We start from the raw sequence: 19630 nt of genomic DNA, 5'->3' as shown, positions 1-19630 counted from the left end.
GAGGCTGCCATGTCTAAAACTCCGATGATGAATGGGTGGCGTGTTTTCAGTGGAGCGCGCGGGACGCCTCGTAAGGCCCCGTCGCGAACAGGTCGGCCGGCAGGTTGCCCTGAATGACGCCGCCCGTCACGAAAATCTGGTGCTCACGCTCGAGCGTCGCGATGTCGACGGGCTCGAAGGTCACGCGGTTGATGTCGGACCAGCGCGCGGCGTAGGCATCGGCATCGGCGGCCGGCAGGTTCGCGCTCTTCTGCAGGATCGCCGACACTTCGGCGTGATGCGACGCGCCCCATTGCAGCGCGTCGCGCATCGCGGCGATCACTTTCGCCACGTCCTGCGGATGCTGCTGCAAATACTCGCTGCGCACGGCGCTCACGCCGATGTAGGGCGTCGCGTCGGACTTCGTGAGCTTCTTCCACTCGTCGCCGAACGAGCCGAGCGGCTTGACCTTCAGCTCCGTCAACTGCGCGACCGTGACCGTGCGCAGCGCCGCCGCGTCCACCTGCTTCTGCACGAGGAACTGCGCAAGCCGCGCCTCGTTGCCGGGCACGAGCGAGAAGTCGCCGCTCCTGATGCCGTCGTTGCCTTCGAGCACCGCCGTCGCGATGGCCGCGACCGAGCTGCCCGGCGGCGACATGCCGACCTTCTTGCCGCGCAGGTCGGCGAGCGAGCGGATCGGCGAATCGGCGGGCGCGACGAACTCGACGTCGGCCGGCTGCGTGGCGAGCACGATGCGCACCGGCACGCCCTCGGACGCCGTGCTGAACACGGCCGCGGCCGGCGCGGCGAACGCGAAGTCGATGGCGTTCGCGGCCAGCGCGCGGTTCGGCGCGTTGACGTCGGCGAAGTGCACGAACTGGGCGTCGATCCCCTCCTGCTGGAGGAACTTCTGCGCTTCGAGCACGGCGCCGAAGCCGAGGCTCACGCCGCTCGTCCAGTAGCCGATCCGGATCGTGTCGGCCGCGTGCGCCGTGCCGGGCGCGGCGACGGCGACGAGCGCGGCCGTCGTCGCGATCGTTACCGCGGCCGAACGCGCGGCCCGTTTCATGAAAGCAGTCAGTTGCATGGCATTACCCCGTCTGTCGTCAGTCCGTTTTTTTCCAGCGAAAGAGGCGTCGTTCAAGCGGTTTCAGGATGCCGGCCTCGATGAGCAGCATCAGCACGACGAGCGTGAGCGTCCAGGCGAACACCTGGTCGGTCTGCACGAGGTCGGCCGCCTGGCGCAGCCGGTAGCCGATGCCGTTCGACGAGCCGATCGTCTCCGCGACGAGCGAGACGCGCCAGCCGAAACCGAACGCAAGTCGCGCGCCCGAGAAGAAGTGCGGCAGGATCGTCGGCAGATAGATCTTGCGCATGATCTGCGCGCCCGACATATGAAAACTGTGCGCGAGTTCGACGTGCTGGCGCTCCACCGTCAGCGCGCCCTGCCAGACGTTGGTGAGGATCAGCGGCATCGCCGTCATGAAGACGACGAACACCGTCGTCGCGTTCGAGATGCCGAACCAGATGATCGCGAACACGGCCCAGATCGCCGAGGACACCGTGTTGACGATGGAAAGCAGCGGCTCGAAGAAGCGCGCGGCGCGCGGGTTCGAGCCGAGCACGATGCCGAGCGGCGCGCCGGCGAGCGCGGCCAGCACGAAGCCCATGCAGACGCGGTACATCGTGACGCCGAGGTCGTCGAAGAACGTGCCGCCGTTGACGAGCGAAACGAGCGCCGCAAGCACTTTCGGCGGACCGGGCAGCACGAACTCGGGCATGTGCAGCGACGCCAGCCACCAGACGGCGACAAGCAGCGCGACGAGCACCGCGCGCTGCGCGGCCGCAGTCGCGAAGGAAGAACGAAACAGGGTGGACATCGTCAGATGAGAAGACGCAGTTGGCGGATGGCTTCGGCCACCTCGGGGTCGGTGGCGCGCCGCGGCCGCGGCAGCGTAATGGGCACGATCTCGCGCACGCGGCCCGGACGCGGCGCGAGCACGACGACGCGGTCGGCCAGCACGACGGCCTCCTCGACGTCGTGCGTGACGAAGAGCACCGTCATCTGCTGCAGCGCGCGCAGGCGCAGCAGCTCGTCGTGCATCTGCGAACGCGTTTGCGGATCGAGTTTCGAGAACGGCTCGTCCATCAGCAGGACCTGCGGCTCGCCGACGAGGCTGCGCGCAAGCGCCACGCGACTGCGCATGCCGCCCGAGAGCTGGTGCGGATAGCGCTCGGCGAACCCGCTGAGGCCGACCATGTCGAGCGCGGCCTCGGCCCGTGCGCGGCGCTCGCGCGCCGCCAGCGCCGGCCGCGCCGCCTCGAGGCCGAACTCGGCGTTGGCGCGCACGCTGCGCCACGGCAGCAGGCGGTCCTCCTGGAACATGTAGGCGAGCCCGCGCCGGTCCTTCAGGCGCGCCGCGCGCGCGCCGTCGAGCCAGAGCTCGCCGCCGTCGGGGTCGACCAGGCCGGCCACGATGTTGAGCAAGGTGCTCTTGCCGCAACCGGAAGTGCCGAGCAGCGCGACGGTCTCGCCCGCGGCGACGTCGAACTCGATGCCCTCGAGCACGTCGAGCGTGCCGAAGCGCTTGGCGACGCCGCGCAGCGAAATGGCGGCCGCGCTCACCGGCGCAGCTCCGCCACGGTAAATACCGGCAGCGACGCGCCCGCGCTCGACAGGCTCGCGTAGACCTTCTCCATCGTCATGTCGCGGAACGTCTCGATGTGACGGCGCGCGATGGTTTCGGCGCGGCGCCCGTCGCCGGCCTCGAACGCGTCGATCATCGCGTTGTGATCGTGCTTGATCTCGGGCTTCGTGCCCTGCACGCCGAAGCCGAGCGCGACGAACCGGGACATCTCGTCGATCAGGTTCGCGAGCGTGCGGTGCAGGCGCTCGTTGCCGCTGGCCTGCGCGATGGCGAGATGGAATTCGCGGTTCGCGTCGAGAAACACGTCGATCTGGTCCGAGAGCGCGCGCTCGGGATAGCGCACGCGGCAAGCCGCCTCGAGGCGCCGGAGCAGCGCGACGTCGACGCGCCCGCAGGCCAGGCGCGCGGCGAGCGGTTCGAGCTGCACGCGCAGCGAGAACACCTCCTCGACGTCGCGCAGCGTGATGGGCGAGACGCGATAGCCCTGGCGCGGCATCGCGCGCACGAACCCTTCGTGCACGAGCCGCACGAGCGCGATGCGGCAACTGCTCTTGCCGATGCCGTAGTCCGTCATGAGCTGGCTTTCGGTCAGCGTCGAGCCCGGCATGAAGCGGCAGGAGAGCACGTCGCGGCGGATGCGCTCGTAGGCGTCGTCGCCGCGCGAGCCCGTCGCTTCGCGGGGAGGCGCTTCGTGCGACGCCGACTGGCCGCCGGCTGCGTTTTCGTGAATCATCGACAATTCGCCCGGTGAGCAGCTCACAAGTCCAATCTGGAAAACTCAAGACGCCATCGTAGAGATCGCTGTCCGATTTGATAACGAAAAAATCATGGGAACAATGTACGCAATCCCGATATCGTGAGCAGCTTACGTGCCTGCCGCATGAATCTTCTTCTATGGACCGGAATGGATTGAAAGACCCGGGACTGGCGTCGGGCGGATATCCCGTTCATTTGCCGTCGCGCACTTTGCATAGTCGAATTGCTTGGTTCGCGAAAGCGGCGGCCACGGCTAGATTGACGGCTTTCTTTCAGCCCGAACGAGGAAACGTCCGTGCCCACCGTGTCCTTCCTGATCCGCCTCGTCCGCCCGATCCGCCACGTCCTGCGGGCCGCCGCCGTCTCGCTGCTCGTCGTCGGGGCCGCCCATGCCGCCGACAGCGCTCAGGGCGCGAACAAGGTGCTCAAGGTCGGCGTCACGAGCGGGCCGCACGAGGAGATTTTCGAGGTCGTCAAGCAGGTGGCCGAGCGCGAATACGGCCTGCACATCCAGATCGTGTCGTTCAACGACTACATCCAGCCCGACGCCGCGCTCGACGCCGGCGATCTCGACGCGAACAGCTACCAGCATCGTCCGTTCCTCGCCTCGCAGATCCGCGCGCGCGGCTACCATCTGGTCGGCATCGGCCGGACCTGGATCGGGCCGCTCGGCCTCTACTCGAAAAAGTACCGGCACTTCGCCGACCTGCCCGACGGCGCGCGGATCGGCATTCCCAACGACCCGGCCAACGAGAGCCGCGCGCTGTTGCTGCAGCAGAAGGCCGGCGCGATCACGCTGCGCTCGGGCATCGATCCGGTCACGGGCATCAACGCCACGCCGCTCGACATCGCCTCGAACCCGAAGCACTTCCGCTTCACCGAGGTGGACGCGGCCCAGTTGCCGCGCACGCTCGACGACTTCGACGCCGCGACCGTCAACGCCGACTACGCGATCAAGGCCGGCCTCGACCCGGCGCGCGACCCGATCCTCAGGGAAGACGGCTCGAGCGTCTACGCCTGCCTCATCGCCGTGCGAGCGCAGGACGCCGGGAAACCGTGGGTCCGCGAACTCGTGAGCGCCTATCAGTCGAACGAGGTCCGGCAGTTCATCCTCACCCGCTACAAAGGCGCGATCATCCCGGCGTTCTGAACGCGGCGCCCGCCTTTCCCCCCGAATCCACCCCGACATCCCCCCGAAAGCGGCGGCCGGCAGTCCGCCGCTTTTCGTTCGTACGTCGTCGATACGCCGGTCCGGGCGCGCGGCTTGCTAAGGCGAAGGCGCCCGACGGCAGGCCCGGCCGCACCGGCTCCTGGCCCGCTTTTGGACACCTTCCCGGGCATCTCCCGGGATGCCTTCCCGTTTCGGTCCGCCGCGCACGGCGCGGCCCACTGTGTTCCCGACGACACGATGAAAAAGACTGCCGCCTTCAAATGCCTTTCGTTCTTCGCGATGCTGGCCGCGCTCACGACGACGGCCGGCTGCGCCTCGTTCGGCATGCACGACCTGCGCGCCGACCAGGTCGACTATGCGCGCGCGCTCGGCGACGCGAAAAAGCGCGAGATGCTCGCGATGATCGTCGGCCTGCGCTACGGCGACGTTCCCGCGTTCGTCACCGTCACGCAGATCATCGCCGCCTATCAGTTCGACGCGAGCGGCGGCCCGACGCTGAACGCCGGCTCGCGCACGGTCGGCAGCTATGCCGAGGCCGCGGGCACCGTTTCCTACGGGAACCATCCGACCTTCACGTTCACGCCGACGACAGGCGAAGCCTACGCGAGCGCCTACATCCGGCCGCTGTCGCCCACGCTCGTGCTGCCGCTCGCGGACAGCGGCATCCCCATCGATTTGCTGCTGCGGCTGTCGGTGCAGTCCATCGGCGGGCTGCAGAACGACACGCCGCTCGGCGGCCCCGACAGCAACGGCTCGCCCGGCTTCTTCGAGCTGCTGCGACTGCTGCGGGAACTGCAGCTTGCCGGCAAGCTCACGTTCCGCTACACGCAGAACGCCCAGCATGACGAACAGATCTTCCTCGTCATGGGCGGGCAGTCGGGCAACGACGCCACGCAGTCGAACGCCGACATGGCGCGCGTGCGCCGCCTGCTGCATCTGTCGGCGAACAGGAGCGAATACGAAATCGACTACGGCGAGCGGGCAGGACCGCGTACCGCTCGTCACGCGCTCGATCCTCGGCATGCTGAGCAACCTGGGCTCGCAGATCGAAGTGCCGCAGGTCGACATCGACAGCGGCTCGACGAAGCCGACCGTGCAGCTCGTCGGCGGCGAGACGCGCCCGACGGTCGTCGTCCGCGTCGGCCGCCAGGCGCCCGACGACGCCTACGTGACGATCCCCTACGACGGCTGGCAATACTGGATCGGGCGCACCGACTTCGATTCGAAATACGCGTTCACGGTGCTGCAAAACCTGATCGCGCTCGCGGAAGCCGACCAGGACGCGAAGGCGCCCATCGTCACGATTCCGGCGGGCTGAGCCGACGTCCTGACGGACGGGCAAAGCAAAAGCGGCGATACGTTCACGCGGCCAACAGATGCGCCATGAACGCGGCGAGCTCGGGGCCGACCTCGCCGCGGCCGCGCGTGCAGAGAAAGAACTGCCGGACGGCCCAGTCGTCGAGCAGGCGGATGGCCTTGAGCCCGTAGCGGGCGAGATAGGAGGCCGCGATGAGCTCCGGCATGATGCCGATGCCGATGCCCTCGCGAATCATGCGGCAGCGCGCTTCGTAGTTCGACACCTCGATGCGCACGTTCAGCGGCCGCGAAAGCCCCGCCTCGGCCAGCGAAAGAAAGGCCTCGTAGGAATGGCGCGGAAAGTAGCCGACGAACGGATAGTCGTTGGCCGCTTCGAGCGTCGTCTCGTCGCGGCGGGCGAGCGGATGGTCGAGCGGCACGACGAGCACCACGCGGTCCTGCTGCCAGGGAACCGAGTGGACGCCCGGCGCCGGCGTCGTCGCGTGGTAGATGCCGAGGTCCGCCTCGGCGTCGATGACGAGCCGCGGAATGTCGTAGCTGTACCGTTCCTGCAGCTCGATCTGCGCGCCGGGCTCGCTCGAGAAATAGCGGCTCAGCGCGGCCGGCAAGAACTGGATGATCGACGAGCGGTTGGCGGCGAGCCGGATCTTCGGCATGCCGCCCGAGCCGAACTCGGCCACGCAGTGCTGCGCGAGCTCGACGCTGCGCAGGATGGCCTTGGCGCGGTGATAGAGCGCGACGCCCGCCGGCGTCGGCTCGACGCCCCGGCCGTGGCGCACGAGCAGCACGGCGCCGAGGCGACGCTCCAGTTCGGTGATCCGCTTGCTGGCCGCCGAGGTGGCCAGGTTTTCGCGATCCGCGGCCTTCGAGAGGCTCTTCGACTCGATGGCGGCCACCAGCATCTGGAGACCGGGTAAATCCATTTTCATGCGCGCAGCCATCCGTGACGGGGCGGGGTCGGACGAGCGGGACAGTCCGCGCATCGTCGCGGACTCATGATACGCGAGGCCCCGCGCTCGCTCGCCGACGCGCCGCAGCCGCCAGGAACGCCTGGCGCCGGTTCAGACGGGAAAATCGTAGAGCCGGGCCGGGTTGTGCACGAGCACGGCTTCGCGCCGCGCGGCATCGGGCACCGCGCGCACGAAGTGCGCGAAGAGCGCGCCGTCGTCGGGCATCCGGGCAGCCTCGAAATAATTGACGTGCGGCCAGTCGCTGCCCCACACCACCTGCTCCGGATTGGCCGCGAGAATCGCCGCCTCGAAGTCCGTCACGTCGTCGTAGGGCGCGCCGGCTTCCGAGACGCGGTCCGCGCCCGATACCTTGGCCCAGGCCGAGCCGTCGGCCAGCATCGACAGCAGGCACTGAAAACCGGCGTCGGCCGTGCCGCGCGCCACGCTCATGCGGCCCATATGGTCGATCACGAGCCCGATCGAAAGCGCGCGCAAGACCGGCGCGAGTTCGGGCAGATCGGGCGCGTGCACCCAGATCTGCGCGTGCCAGCCGCGTGCCGCGAGGCGCGGCGCGAGCGCGCGCAGATCGTCGAGCCCCGAGCCGTTGCGATAGACGTTGCGGCCGTCGCGCCGGTACAGATTGAAGCGCGCGCCGCGCACGCCGCATTGCGTGAGACGGTCGAGTTCGGCCTCGGGCGTGTCGCCGGCCAGCACGGCCACGCCGCGCAACCGCGCCGGATAGCGTTGCAACGCATCGACGAGCGAACGGTTGTCGGTGCCGTAGACGCTCGCCGTCACCGCCACGCCGCGCGCGAAGCCCATCGCGTCGAGCTGGGCGACGAAGCGCGCCGGCGGATTCTCGGGCGGCGTATAGCTGCGCTCGTCGGCCAGCGGGAAAAACCCGTAGGGACCGAATACGTGCGCGTGGCAATCGCACGCAAGCGGCGGCACCGCGAACGGCACGGCGGCGGGAGGAGGAAGCGGGCCGAGGCAGGGTCTAGTCATCGTGAACGGGTATTCAGTTGAATTGAACGAACGGCAAAAACGCTTCGTACAGACTACAACGTAAGCATGCGGGCATGCAGCGCGGCGCGCCGGACCGGTTCCCGCGTGCACGGCAGGCCACGACGGCCACGCCGGGCACGACCGTCGAAACGCCGCCTGCGCAACGGACCGTATGCAGGCATGGTAAGGACCGTTTGCCCGGCGAGCGTTCTCCAAATGGAAACGCTGCATTCGCCAAAATGCGCAGCGGCCCCGTGCGGAGGCGCCACAATTTGCGCAGGGGGGGTCTGCTTTTCCCGGCAGAGATACCCCACGATTCGAACAAGATACGGAGACAACAGGCCTTGGACATTCTGCTCTCGCGAGCGGCGGCCGAGCGCTTCGGCGACGCGGTCGCGAACGTGCTCGGCGATACCCCGCACCGGATCTTCACGCCCGGCGACGGGCCCGACCGGCAGGCCGACATCGCGTTCATCAGCCGCGACGTGACGGGCCGCTCGACCAAGGCCGCGCCCAGCGACGAACTGCTCGCCTTCTACGCCGTGCTGCGCCGCTCGACGCGCCTTCGCTGGGTGCAGGCGCACTCGGCCGGCACGGACCGGCCGATCTTCGCGGAGTTGCTGCAACGCGGCGTGACGGTGACGACGTCCTCGGGCGCCAACGCGGGGGCCGTCGCGCAATCGGCGCTCGGCGGCCTGCTCGCACTCGCGCGCCGCTTCGTCCCGCTGTACGAGGCCCAGCGCCGCCACGCCTGGCAACCGAACTTCGGCGAGGACACGCCGCGCGATCTGGCGGGCCAACACGCGCTCGTCGTCGGCTACGGCCCGATCGGCCAGCGGCTCGCCCGCCTGCTCGGCGCGCTGGAGATGAACGTGACCGTCGTGCGCCGCGAAGCGCCCCCGCCAGCGCCGGCACCGGCCGGCGAAGCGCGGCCCCCTGCGTTCGTTACGTTCGCGCAATTCGACGAGGCGTTGCCGCAAACGGACTGGCTGATCCTGGCCTGCCCGCTCACGCCGCTCACGGCCCGCCTCGTCGACGCGCGCCGTCTCGCGCGACTGCCGGCGCGCGCGCATCTCGTCAACGTGGCGCGCGGCGAAGTGGTCGTCGAAGCGGCGCTCGCCGACGCGCTCTCGCGCGGCGCGCTCGCGGGCGCCTGGCTCGACGTGTTCGAGCGCGAACCGCTCGATGCCGCGTCGCCGCTCTGGGACCTGCCGGGCGTGCTGATTTCCCCGCACACGGCGGGACATTCCGACAGCTACTACGACGCCGTCGGCCGCATCTGGCTCGACAACCTCGCCCGCTGGAAGCGCGGCGTGCCGCTCGTCAACGCGGTGCCCCCGCAACCGGCCGCAGCCTGAACAAAACGGACCACCCCCACAAAACAAGCCAATAAAACCGGAGACACCCCCATGGCGTTCAGCATCGACTCGCCTCCCGCTCCCCCCCAGGGCGCGAGCATCGGCCCGGCCGCCGCCGAGGCCGAATACGAACGCGCGCTGTACCGCAAGGTGGCGCTGCGCATCCTGCCGCTGCTGGTGTTCGGCTACATCCTCAACTACCTCGACCGCATCAACATCGGCATCGCGCAACTCGAGTTCAAGTCCGACCTCGGCTTCAGCGACGCCGCCTACGGTCTCGGCGCGGGCCTGCTGTTCGTCGGCTACGTGCTGTTCGAGATTCCGAGCAACCTGATGCTCGACCGCATCGGCGTGCGCAAGACCTTCCTGCGCATCATGCTGGCCTGGGGCCTGCTCTCGACGCTGACGATGTTCGTGCGCACGCCGGTGCAGTTCTACGCGGTGCGCTTTCTGATCGGCGTGGCCGAGGCCGGCTTCACGCCGGGCATCTTCCTCTACCTGAGCTACTGGTTCCCGGCCCGGCGCCGCGCGCGCATGACCTCGATCTTCTATCTGAGCATTCCGATCGCGGCCACGGTCGGCACGCCGGTCTCGGGCTGGATCATGCACGCGTTCCAGGGTCAATTCGGGCTGCACGGCTGGCAGTGGCTCTTCCTGCTCGAAGGGCTGCCCTCGGCCCTCTTCGGCGTGGTGCTGTTTCTCGTGCTCAGCGACCGCCCCGAAAAGGCGCCGTGGCTCGACGGCACCGAGCGCGCGTTCATCCTCGCCGACCTCGAACGCGACGAAAACCGCAAGACGCGCCGTGTCAAGCACGCGCCGTTTCGCGCCGTCGTCTCGGACCCGCGCGTGTTCTGCGCCGGCTTCACGTTCGCCTGCAGCTTCTCGCTCGGCAACACGCTCGCGTTCTGGGCGCCGGCCGTCATCCGCGACTCCGGCATCGCGCACGTGGTCAACGTCGGCGTGCTGGCGGGCATCCCGGCGTTCGTCGGCATCCTCGTGATGCTGGCCGTCGGCCGCCACTCGGACCGCACGCTGGAGCGCCGCTGGCACGCGGCCGTCTCGCTCGTCTGCGCCGCCGCGGCGCTCGCGCTGCTGCCGCTCTTTCGCCACGACACGGTCGTCGCCGTCGCGCTGCTGGCCGTCGCCTCGGCCGGGCACTATTCGTGCCTCTCCGTGTTCTGGTCGATCCCGCCGACCTACCTGCCGCGCGAGACGGCCGCGGGCGGCATCGCCCTCATCAACGTGATCGGTTCGCTCGGCGGCGCGCTCAGCACCGCCGCGCTCGGCTGGATGAGCCGCGGCGCGGCCGGCTTCGGCATCGGCCTCGTGGTGCTCGGCGCCGTCGTCTGCTGCGGCGCGGTCGTCCTGCTGGTGTCGTTCCCCGCCCGCCTGATCCGCTCGGGACCGGCTTGATGCCCGACCTGCTGCGGAACCTGACGCATGGCCTCGCAGAAAGGCCGTCCACCCTTATTCAAGGAGACAGTCATGAACGATCTTCACGCGACGGCCGGCGCCGCCGGGGCGGCCGCCGGCGAGCGCGCCGTCTCGCCGGCGCGGCGCGCGACGCGCTCGATCGTCGGCGGCTCGATCGGCAACCTGATCGAGTGGTACGACTTCCACGTCTACACGACGTTCTCGGTCTACTTCGCCGCCTCGTTCTTTCCGCGCGAAAACCGCACGATCCAGCTCCTGAGCACCGCCGCCGTGTTCGCGCTCGGCTTCCTGCTGCGCCCCATCGGCAGTTGGCTGATCGGCCTCTACGCGGACCGGCGCGGCCGGCGCGCCGGCCTCACGCTGTCGGTCGTCCTGATGTGCGGCGGCTCGCTCGCCATCGGCCTGTGCCCCGCCTACGCGCAGATCGGCCTCGCCGCGCCGTTCGTGCTGCTGCTCTCGCGCCTCGTGCAGGGCTTCTCGCTCGGCGGCGAGTACGGCGCGAGCTCGGTCTATCTGAGCGAGATCGCGAAGCCCGGCCATCGCGGCTTCTACACCAGCTTCCACTACGTCACGCTGATTCTCGGTCAACTGCTCGCGACGCTCGTGCAGGTCGTGCTTCAGGAACTCGTCTTCTCGCGCGCGCAGCTCGACGCCTGGGGCTGGCGCGTACCGTTCCTCATCGGCGCAGCGCTGGCGCTCGTCGCCTGGTGGGTACGCCGCAACATCGACGAGACGCCCGACTTCCGCCACCTGTCGGAAACGGCCAAACGCGGCGTCGGGCTCGGCGAGCTGCGCCACCACAAGCGCGCCGTCGCGCTCGTGTTCGGCATCACGACGGGCGGCACGCTCGCATTCTTCACCTACACCGTGTACATGCACAGCTACCTCGTCAACACGGTGGGGCTCAACCCCGAGCGCGCCGCGTGGGTGTCGCTCTCGACGCTCACGCTCTTCATGGTCGTGCAGCCGCTCTTCGGCGCGATTTCGGACCTCGTCGGCCGGCGGCCGCTGCTGATCGCGTTCGGCGTGGGCGGCACGTTCGGCACCTGGCCGCTGCTCGCCGCGCTCGCGCACACGCGCAGCGAAACGGCGGCGTTCGTGCTGCTCTCGGCCGCGCTGCTGATCGTCTGCGGCTACACCTCGGTCTGCTCGCTCGCCAAGGCCGAGCTCTTCCCGACGCGGCTGCGCGCGCTCGGCGTGGGCGTGCCCTATTCGATCGCCACGGCGCTCTTCGGCGGCACGGCCGGCTACGCGGGCCTCTGGTTCAAGAGCATCGGCCACGAAGCGGGCTTCTATCTGTACGCCTCGGCCTGCATCGCCTGCACGCTCGTGGCGGCCCTGTGCCTGCGCCGCGGCGACTCGAAGATGCCCGCATGAACGCGCCCGCACGCTTCGTCCATCCTTTCACCGTTCCACCCGTCCGGGCGCGCGTCGCCCGGACCCTGACCTGTAGGAGCCATCCATGAAACCGACCCCCGAGTTTTCCATCTCGTCGATGCGCGGACACTGTTCCGAAGAGGAATGGCAGATGCGCGTCGATCTCGCCGCCTGCTACCGTCTCGTCGCGCTCTACGGCATGTCCGACATGGCCGCCAACCATATCTCGGTGCGCGTGCCGGGCGAGCACGACGCGTTTCTCATCAATGCCTACGGCATGATGTACGAGGAGATCACGGCCTCTAGCCTCATCAAGATCGACAGCGACGGCCAGATCCTGAGCAAGCCCGCTTTCGTGGGCGCGGACTACGGCATCAACCGCGCCGGCTACGTGATTCACGGCGCGATCCACGAGGCCAAGCCCGAGATCGCCTGCGTGATCCATACCCATAGCTGGCCGGGCATGGCCGTCTCGGCGCTCAAGTGCGGGCTGCTGCCGGTGACGCAAACCGCCATGCGCTTCTACCGGATCGGCTATCACGAGTATCGCGGCGTCGTGCTCGACCTGACAGAGCGCGCCTCGCTCGTCGAGGACCTCGGCGAAAACAACGCGCTCATCCTGCGCAATCACGGCCTGCTGACGGTCGGCCGCACGATTGCCGAGGCCTTCAACGCGATGCACCGGCTGGAGCTCTCGTGCAAGTCGCAGCTCGCCGCCATGGCTTGCGGCGTCGAGCTCAACGAGGTGCCGGAAACGGTATTGGAAGAAACCTACCTGAACTATCAGCCGCAGACGCGGCGGCCCTACGGCGTGCTCGAATGGCCCGCGCTGCTGCGCAAGCTCGACCGTATCGACGCCAGCTACAGGAGCTGACCGCACGCGGCCCGACGTGCGCAGAGCGCGGGCCGGGCCGGCGGCGCCCGCGCGCATCGATCGAACGCCGCCGGCCCGCGCCTCGCGCCCGACGCCGCGTCCCCCTCAGACGAACTTGCCCAGCGTCGCCGTCTTCGCGCGCTCGGCGTCCTCGTCGGTCAGCATCACGCGGTCGGGGCGCATCGTGAACGAGAGCACGATGCCGACCGCCATCAGCGCCATCGAGAACGTGAACGGCAGGTTCCAGTTGCCGGTGCGGTCGATGAGCCAGCCGCCCAGCGTCGGGCTGACGATGGCCGCCAGCGCCGAGCCCGTGTTCATGATGCCGCTCGCCGTGCCCGCGTATTTCGGCGCGATGTCCATCGGCACGGCCCACATCGGCCCGATCGTCATTTCGTTGAAGAAGAACCCGGCGCTCAGGCACAGGGCGGCGAGCGTCACCGAGATGTTCGAAACGAACAGGATCGGCGCGAGCGAGAGCAGCGTGAAGAACATGCTGACGCCGACCATCGCGTTGCGCGCAAGCCGCACGCGGCCCGTGCGGCGCAGGATGCGGTCGGTCAGGGCGCCCCCGAGCCAGTCGCCGAGCACACCGGCAAAGAACACGCCCGAGGAGAACAGCGCCGACTTGCCGAGCTGCATGTGGTAGTTGTGCAGGAAATACTGCGGAATCCAGCCGAGAAAGAGCCACAGCACCCAGCCGTAGCAGAAATAGACGAGCGTGACGGGCGCCATGCGGAACGACAGGCGCCGCCACGGCACCGGCGCGCGCTCCTTCACGCCCGAATAGGTGGCGAGCGCAGCGCACTCGCCATCGGTGATGCGCGGGTGGTCGCGCGGATCGTCGCGGAAATACCAGATCCAGACGAGCGCCCAGAGGAAGCTCGCGATCCCGGTCGCGATGAACGAGCCGCGCCAGCCCGTCGTCAGCATCAGCCAGACGATGAGCGGCGGCGCGACCGCGTTGCCGATGCGCGAGGCCGCGTGCGTGATGCCCTGCGCGAAACCGCGCGTCTCGGCCGGCATCCAGTTCGACATGGCGCGCGTGGCGGTCGGGAACGTGGCGCCCTCGCCGAAGCCGAGCAGCAGGCGCGCGACAATCAGCGAGACGAAGCCGCCCGAGAGGCCGGTCATCACCGTCGCCCCGGCCCAGATGATCGAGCAGAGCGCGAGCGTGCGGCGCGGCCCGAAGCGGTCGCCGACCCATCCGCCGATAATCTGGAACACGAGATAAGGCCACGCGAAGGCGGAAAACACGAAGCCGACCTGGGTGTGCGACAGGTGCAGCTCGGGGCCGAACTGGCTGGCCGCCGTGCTGACGTTGACGCGATCGACATAGGTGATCATGTACATCGCGCAGAGCAGCAGCAGCACGCGCGTGGTGGCTCGACGGAACATCTTCGTCTCCTCTCATGGATACGTTCTTCGACGGGGTCCGCACCGGCGTGCGGCGCTTTTTTCTGCCCGGCCGGGGAGCGGCCCGCTCTGCGGCCGGTCTGTCCCGCCGTACGGAAAGCGTCAGGGAACTGCGCGTTCGTACGTTCGTATCGTCATGTCTGTCTCCGTAACGGCGGATCTGTCGTCCGCCTTCGGGTTGGTCGATTTTCGATTCGTTCTGCTTTAGAGTGTTTTTACCTCAACGCCGACTCCAGCACGCGCGCCACGTGCAAAGCGGATCGCGCCGCGCCGTCCGCGATCTGATGCCGGCAGCTCGTGCCGTCGGCGACGATCAGCGCGTCGGGCGCCTCGCGCACGGCCGGCAGAAGCGAAAGCTCCGCCATCGCCTGCGAGGCCGCGTAGTGCTCGGCCTCGTAACCGAAGCTGCCCGCCATCCCGCAACACGACGATTCCACGACGCTCACCTCCAGTTGCGGAATCCAGCCGAGCACGGTCTCGACGGGCCGCAGCGCGTCGAACGCCTTCTGGTGGCAATGGCCGTGCACGAGCGCCTTCCGCCGGTCGATGGGCTTGAGCGGCAGGTCGAGCCGCCCGGCCTTGTGCTCGCGCACGAGGAATTCCTCGAACAGGAACGAAGCCTGCGCAAGACGCCCAGCCGCTTCGCCGTAACCGTAGCCGAGAAACTCGTCGCGCAGCGAAAGCAGGCAGGACGGCTCGAGCCCGACGATCGCCACGCCGCGCTCCACATAGGGCATCAGCGTGTCGAGCGTGCGGCGCGCCTCGGCTTTCGCCTCGTCGACGAGCCCGGCCGAGAGGAACGTGCGGCCGCAGCACAGCGGGCGCTCGCCCGCCTTCACGTTCAGATGCACCGTGTAGCCCGCGGCTTCGAGCACGCGCCGCGCGGCGCGGGCATTGTCGGGCTCGACGTAGTTGTTGAACGTATCGACGAAGAGCAGCACTTCCTTCGCGGCGACGGCCGCCTGCGCGCCCGATGCCGCGGCCCCGCGCGTCGTCGCCGGCAGGAACGGCCGGCCGAGGCGCAGGAAACGGCGGCCGGCGGCGAGGCCGAGACGCGCCTTGAACCACGCCGCGACGCGCGGCACGCGCTCGACGGCGTCGAACAGGAACGGCACGCGGCTCGCGAGCGGCGCGTAGCGCGGCAGATAGGCGACGAGGCGCTCGCGCGTGCGCAGGCCGTGACGCGCGCGCCAGGCGGCGCGCGCCTCGATCTTGATGCGGGCCATGTCCACGCCGGTCGGGCAGTCGCGCTTGCAGCCCTTGCACGACACGCACAAATCGAGCGCCGCCTTCACGTCCTCGCTCGCGAGCCCCTCCTCGCCGAGCTGGCCGGAGATCGCGAAGCGCAGCGTGTTGGCGCGGCCGCGCGTGACGTGCTGCTCGTCCTTCGTCACGCGATAGCTCGGGCACATCGTGCCCGCGTCGAACTTGCGGCAATGGCCGTTGTTGTTGCACATCTCGACGGCCTTGGCGAGGCCGTGGCTGTGGTCGCCGGCCGAGCCCGGCGCGCCTTGCGTGCCGTCGAGCGGGTCGCGCGTCACGTTCCAGGCCGACCAGTCGAGCTGCGGCCTGAAGTCGATCTCGCGGTAGCCGGGCGCGAAGCGGAAGTTCGTCGCGTCGTCCATCTTCGGCGGGCGCACGATCCGGTCCGGGCTCATCCGGTTCTCCGGATCGAACAGCGCCTTGATCCCGGCGAACGCCGCGTTCAGCTTCGGTCCGTACTGCCAGGCGACCCACTCGCCGCGGCACAGCCCGTCGCCGTGCTCGCCCGAATACGCGCCCTTGTACTCGCGCACCATCGCCGCCGCTTCTTCCGCGATGGCCCGCATCTTCTGCGCGCCGTCGCGGCGCATGTCGAGAATCGGCCGAACGTGCAGCGTGCCGACGCTCGCGTGCGCATACCAGGTGCCCTCGGTGCCGTGCCGGTGGAACACCTCGGTCAGGCGGCTCGTGTACTCGGCGAGATGTTCGAGCGGCACCGCGCAGTCCTCGATGAACGAGACCGGCTTGCCGTCGCCCTTCATGCTCATCATGATGTTGAGGCCGGCCTTGCGCACTTCCCAGAGCGCCTTCTGGCGCGCCGCGTCGGGCATCTCGACGACGCTGCCCGGCAGCCCCAGGTCGCCCATCAGCTCGACGAGCCCCGCGAGCCTCTCGACCTGCTCGTCGCGATGCTCGCCCGCGAACTCGACGAGCAGGATCGCCTCCGGCTCGCCGACGAGCGCCGTCTCGATCACCGGACGGAACGCCGGGTTCGAGAGCGCGAGGTCGATCATCGTGCGGTCCACCAGTTCGACCGCGACGGGACCGAGCTTCACGATGTGCTGCGTCATGTCCATCGCGTCGTAGAACGTCGGGAAGTTCACGACGCCGAGCGTCTTGTGCGCGGGCAGCGGCGAAAGCTTGAGCACCAGTTGCCGGCTGAACGCGAGCGTGCCCTCGGAGCCCACGAGCAGGTTCGCGAGATTCGGCTCGCCGTACGTATCGAACGCGAGCGGGCTCTGGCAGTCGAACAGGTCGAGGTTGTAGCCGGCCACGCGCCGCAACACCTTCGGCACGCGCTCGCGAATCTCGTCGCGCTCGCGCTCGGCGATGCGCCGCACGCCGTCGATCAGCTCGCGCGTGCGCGCGTCGCCCGGCATCTGCGAGAGCGCCGCGAAGCGCGCGCGATGGCCGTCGGCGAGCACGGCGTCGATGGCCTCGACGTTGTGGACCATGATCCCGTACTCGATCGAGCGCGAACCGCACGAGTTGTTGCCGGCCATGCCGCCGATCGTGCATTGCGCGCTCGTCGAGACGTCGACGGGAAACCAGAGGCCGTGCGGCTTGAGCCAGGCGTTCAGGTGGTCGAGCACGACGCCGGGCTCGACCGTGACGGTGCGCGCCCCGGCATCGAAGTGGACGACGTTGTTGAGCCACTTGCTCGTGTCGATCACAAGTGCTTCGCCGACGGTCTGCCCGCACTGGCTCGTGCCCGCGCCGCGCGCGAGCACGGCCACTTTACTGTCGCGCGCGATGTCGAGCGCGAGCAGCAGGTCGTCCTGGTCCTTCGGCACCACGGCGCCGATCGGCGTGATCTGGTAGATCGAGGCGTCGGTCGCGTAGCGCGCGCGGTCCGCGCGGCCGAACAGCACGTCGCCGCGCAACTCGCGGCTCAGACGCTGCGCGAGCGGCGTAAGCGCCGCGCGCGCGGTCGGGCTCACGAGATGGACCGGCTTGACGAGGGAGCGGGAAGTGGGCGTCAGCATCGGCGGATCGGGTCGGAAGAGAACCGTTAGACGAAGCTCACCTGCACGGGCGGCAGGCCCTCGACGACGCCGCGCGCCGTGCCCGCGCCCGCGACGGGGTAAAGGCCCGTGTACGAACCCGCGGTCAGCACGGTGCCGCGTTCGAGCGCGAGGCCGCGCGAAACGCAGTGATTGACGATCCAGCCGAGCAGGCGGCGCGGATCGCCGGCCGGATTGGCCGGCACGCCCCCGAACGCGCTCGCGCCCTCGAACGTGAACGTCATCGACGGCCGCACGAACGGCCAGGCGGCGTCGTAACGCACGCCCTCGCCGACGATCAGCGCGACGTGATTCTGCAAATCGGCGAGCTGCTGGAAACGGTCGATGTCGGGCCACTGGCGAAAGCGGCTCGACACCACCTCGATCGCCGCGTGCACGGATTCGATGGCGCCGATCACGGCCTCGTCGCTATAAGGACCGCTCTGCGGCTCGAAACGGCGGCCGAGTTTGAATGCGACCTCCAGTTCGAGCAGCGGCTTGACGAGGCGGCCGTACGCGAGCGTCGCGCCGCCCGGCAAGACGCCGTCGGCCGGCAACGGCGCGCCCTGAATCGGGCCGCCTTCGGTCGACTTCGCGCCGACCTTCCAGCCGCCGACCGACGCCGACAGCAGGCGCAGCGTGTCGTGCTGGATCGCGTAGGCCTCGTCGGCGCTCGCGGGCCGCAGCGTCGGCTCGGCCGCGTCGAGCAGGCCGCCGCTCGCGCGGCAGTCGATCAACCGCTGCGCCAGCAGCGACGCCGATGCGCCGGACCCGGCGGAAGGCTGTGCGTGGGCGTTCATCAGGCGGCCGCCTTCAGCGACGGCCGCGCGACGTGGCTCGTCAGGTAATCCATCGCCGCGCTCACGCCGCTGCCGGCCAGTTGCACGCCCGCGAGCTTGAGGCCCATTTCGCAGCCCGAAAGCGTCGCCATCAGCGAGAGATCGTTGCACTCGCCGAGATGGCCGATGCGGAAGATGCGCCCCTTCACCTTGCCGAGACCCGTGCCGAGCGACATGTCGAAGTGCTCGTAGATAACGCGGCGCACCGCGTCGGCATCCACGCCGTCGGGCGTCACGACGCCCGTGAGCACCGGCGAGAAGACGGCCGGATCGACGCACAGCACCTCGAGCCCCCAGGCGTTCACGGCCGCGCGGCAGGCGGCGCCGAGCCGCTGGTGGCGCGCGAACACGTTGTCGAGGCCTTCCTCGAACAGCATGTCGAGGGCTTCGTGCAGGCCGTAGAGCAGGTTCGTGTTCGGCGTGTACGGCCAGTAGCCCTGGCGGTTCAGCTCGATGATCTCGCCCCAGCCCCAGAATGCGCGCGGCAGCTTCGCCTTCGCGCTCGCGGCCAGCGCCTTCGCGGAGACGGCGTTGAAGCTGATGCCCGGCGGCAGCATCAGGCCCTTCTGCGAGCCCGACACCGTGACGTCGACGCCCCACTCGTCATGGCGGTAGTCGGCGCAGGCGAGGCCCGAAATCGTGTCCACGAGCAGCAGCGCCGGGTGATGGGCGGCGTCGATCGCGCGGCGCACGGCGGCGATGTCGGACGTCACGCCCGTCGAGGTTTCGTTGTGCACGACGCAGACGGCCTTGATCTCGTGCGCGCTGTCCTCGCGCAGGCGCGCCTCGATCATGTCCGGCTGCACGCCGCGCCGCCATCCCTCGATGCCGGGCAGCCCGAGGAACTCGGGCTTCAGGCCGAGGTTCTCGGCCAGCTTCTTCCAGAGCGTGGCGAAGTGGCCGGTTTCGTACATCAGCACCTTGTCGCCGGGGCTCAGCGTGTTGGAGAGCGCGGCCTCCCAGGCGCCGGTGCCCGAAGCCGGGTAGATCACGACCGGCTGCGCGGTCTTGAAGACCTTCTTGATGCCGTCGAGCACCTTGAGCCCGAGCGCGCCGAATTCCGGCCCGCGATGGTCGATGGTCGGATAGCTGATGGCGCGCAGAATGCGGTCGGGAACGGGACTCGGGCCGGGAATCTGGAGCAGGTGGCGACCGGCAGGATGGAAGTCGAGCTTCAGCATGACAGAACCTCTTTTGAATTTTGCATGCAAAATAATCTAATGCAATTCCCGGCCAATAC

Annotated in this window: 15 protein-coding genes and 1 pseudogene; 6 read left to right on the top strand and 10 right to left on the bottom strand. The window is 69.0% G+C overall.

What is annotated here, in order from left to right; translation table 11 throughout:
• Positions 1-46: 46 nt before the first annotated feature.
• From CY652_RS08245 to CY652_RS08230, 4 genes are read right to left on the bottom strand one after another with little or no spacing between them, the layout of a single operon-like run.
• Positions 47-1066 carry an ABC transporter substrate-binding protein gene (locus CY652_RS08245; protein WP_219723715.1) on the bottom strand — a complete coding sequence of 340 codons (1020 nt, stop codon included), beginning with the start codon at positions 1064-1066 and terminating at the stop codon, positions 47-49.
• A 19-nt stretch (positions 1067-1085) separates the two neighbouring features.
• Entirely contained in the window at positions 1086-1859 is a 774-nt protein-coding gene (locus CY652_RS08240) for an ABC transporter permease (RefSeq protein WP_102130225.1), read from the bottom strand.
• 2 nt (positions 1860-1861) lie between these two features.
• The gene (locus tag CY652_RS08235) at positions 1862-2605 is read right to left on the bottom strand and encodes an ABC transporter ATP-binding protein (RefSeq protein ID WP_102130224.1); all 744 of its coding nucleotides are present in this window, start codon (positions 2603-2605) and stop codon (positions 1862-1864) included.
• Positions 2602-3360 carry a GntR family transcriptional regulator gene (locus CY652_RS08230; protein WP_102130223.1) on the bottom strand — a complete coding sequence of 253 codons (759 nt, stop codon included), beginning with the start codon at positions 3358-3360 and terminating at the stop codon, positions 2602-2604. Before CY652_RS08230 ends, CY652_RS08235 begins: the two co-directional genes overlap by 4 nt.
• A 390-nt stretch (positions 3361-3750) precedes the next feature.
• Here CY652_RS08230 and CY652_RS08225 point away from each other — a divergent pair, with 390 nt between their 5' ends.
• Both CY652_RS08225 and CY652_RS08220 read left to right on the top strand, forming a co-directional pair.
• A complete protein-coding gene (locus CY652_RS08225; protein ID WP_258002242.1) occupies positions 3751-4533 on the top strand; it encodes a MetQ/NlpA family ABC transporter substrate-binding protein in 783 nt (260 codons plus the stop codon).
• Positions 4534-4833: 300 nt separating this feature from the next.
• Positions 4834-5872: pseudogene (locus tag CY652_RS08220) on the top strand (hypothetical protein).
• A 43-nt stretch (positions 5873-5915) separates the two neighbouring features.
• Here the strand turns inward: CY652_RS08220 and CY652_RS08215 are convergent.
• Both CY652_RS08215 and CY652_RS08210 read right to left on the bottom strand, forming a co-directional pair.
• Positions 5916-6800 carry a LysR family transcriptional regulator gene (locus CY652_RS08215; RefSeq protein WP_258002235.1) on the bottom strand — a complete coding sequence of 295 codons (885 nt, stop codon included), beginning with the start codon at positions 6798-6800 and terminating at the stop codon, positions 5916-5918.
• A gap of 132 nt (positions 6801-6932) precedes the next feature.
• A complete protein-coding gene (locus CY652_RS08210; RefSeq protein ID WP_102130221.1) occupies positions 6933-7826 on the bottom strand; it encodes an amidohydrolase family protein in 894 nt (297 codons plus the stop codon).
• A gap of 344 nt (positions 7827-8170) precedes the next feature.
• Between CY652_RS08210 and CY652_RS08205 the strand changes: the two genes are divergently transcribed.
• The 4 genes from CY652_RS08205 to CY652_RS08190 all read left to right on the top strand — a co-directional run bounded on the left by CY652_RS08205 (position 8171) and on the right by CY652_RS08190 (position 12869).
• Positions 8171-9184 (top strand): D-2-hydroxyacid dehydrogenase, encoded by a 1014-nt coding sequence (locus CY652_RS08205; RefSeq protein WP_258002234.1) that lies wholly within the window; start codon positions 8171-8173, stop codon positions 9182-9184.
• A gap of 51 nt (positions 9185-9235) precedes the next feature.
• The gene (locus CY652_RS08200) at positions 9236-10597 is read left to right on the top strand and encodes an MFS transporter (protein WP_102130219.1); all 1362 of its coding nucleotides are present in this window, start codon (positions 9236-9238) and stop codon (positions 10595-10597) included.
• Between the two features lie 72 nt (positions 10598-10669).
• Positions 10670-11995, top strand: coding sequence for an MFS transporter (locus CY652_RS08195; RefSeq protein ID WP_102130218.1), 1326 nt, complete (start codon positions 10670-10672; stop codon positions 11993-11995).
• Between the two features lie 85 nt (positions 11996-12080).
• Entirely contained in the window at positions 12081-12869 is a 789-nt protein-coding gene (locus CY652_RS08190) for a class II aldolase/adducin family protein (RefSeq protein ID WP_102130217.1), read from the top strand.
• A 105-nt stretch (positions 12870-12974) separates the two neighbouring features.
• Here the strand turns inward: CY652_RS08190 and CY652_RS08185 are convergent, their stop codons facing one another.
• The 4 genes from CY652_RS08185 to CY652_RS08170 form a co-directional block, all read right to left on the bottom strand.
• Positions 12975-14267 (bottom strand): MFS transporter, encoded by a 1293-nt coding sequence (locus CY652_RS08185; protein ID WP_102130216.1) that lies wholly within the window; start codon positions 14265-14267, stop codon positions 12975-12977.
• 233 nt (positions 14268-14500) lie between these two features.
• Positions 14501-17533 (bottom strand): FAD-binding and (Fe-S)-binding domain-containing protein, encoded by a 3033-nt coding sequence (locus CY652_RS08180; protein WP_102130215.1) that lies wholly within the window; start codon positions 17531-17533, stop codon positions 14501-14503.
• Positions 17534-17559: 26 nt separating this feature from the next.
• Complete coding sequence (locus CY652_RS08175) at positions 17560-18351, bottom strand: 2-keto-4-pentenoate hydratase (protein ID WP_102130214.1); 792 nt, start codon at positions 18349-18351, stop codon at positions 17560-17562.
• Complete coding sequence (locus CY652_RS08170) at positions 18351-19571, bottom strand: pyridoxal-phosphate-dependent aminotransferase family protein (protein ID WP_102130213.1); 1221 nt, start codon at positions 19569-19571, stop codon at positions 18351-18353. Before CY652_RS08170 ends, CY652_RS08175 begins: the two co-directional genes overlap by 1 nt.
• Positions 19572-19630 lie beyond the last annotated feature (59 nt).

It is taken from the genome of Burkholderia sp. WAC0059 (assembly GCF_002870125.1).
Lineage (GTDB): Bacteria > Pseudomonadota > Gammaproteobacteria > Burkholderiales > Burkholderiaceae > Paraburkholderia.
This window is presented reverse-complemented; position numbering and strand designations above follow the sequence as displayed.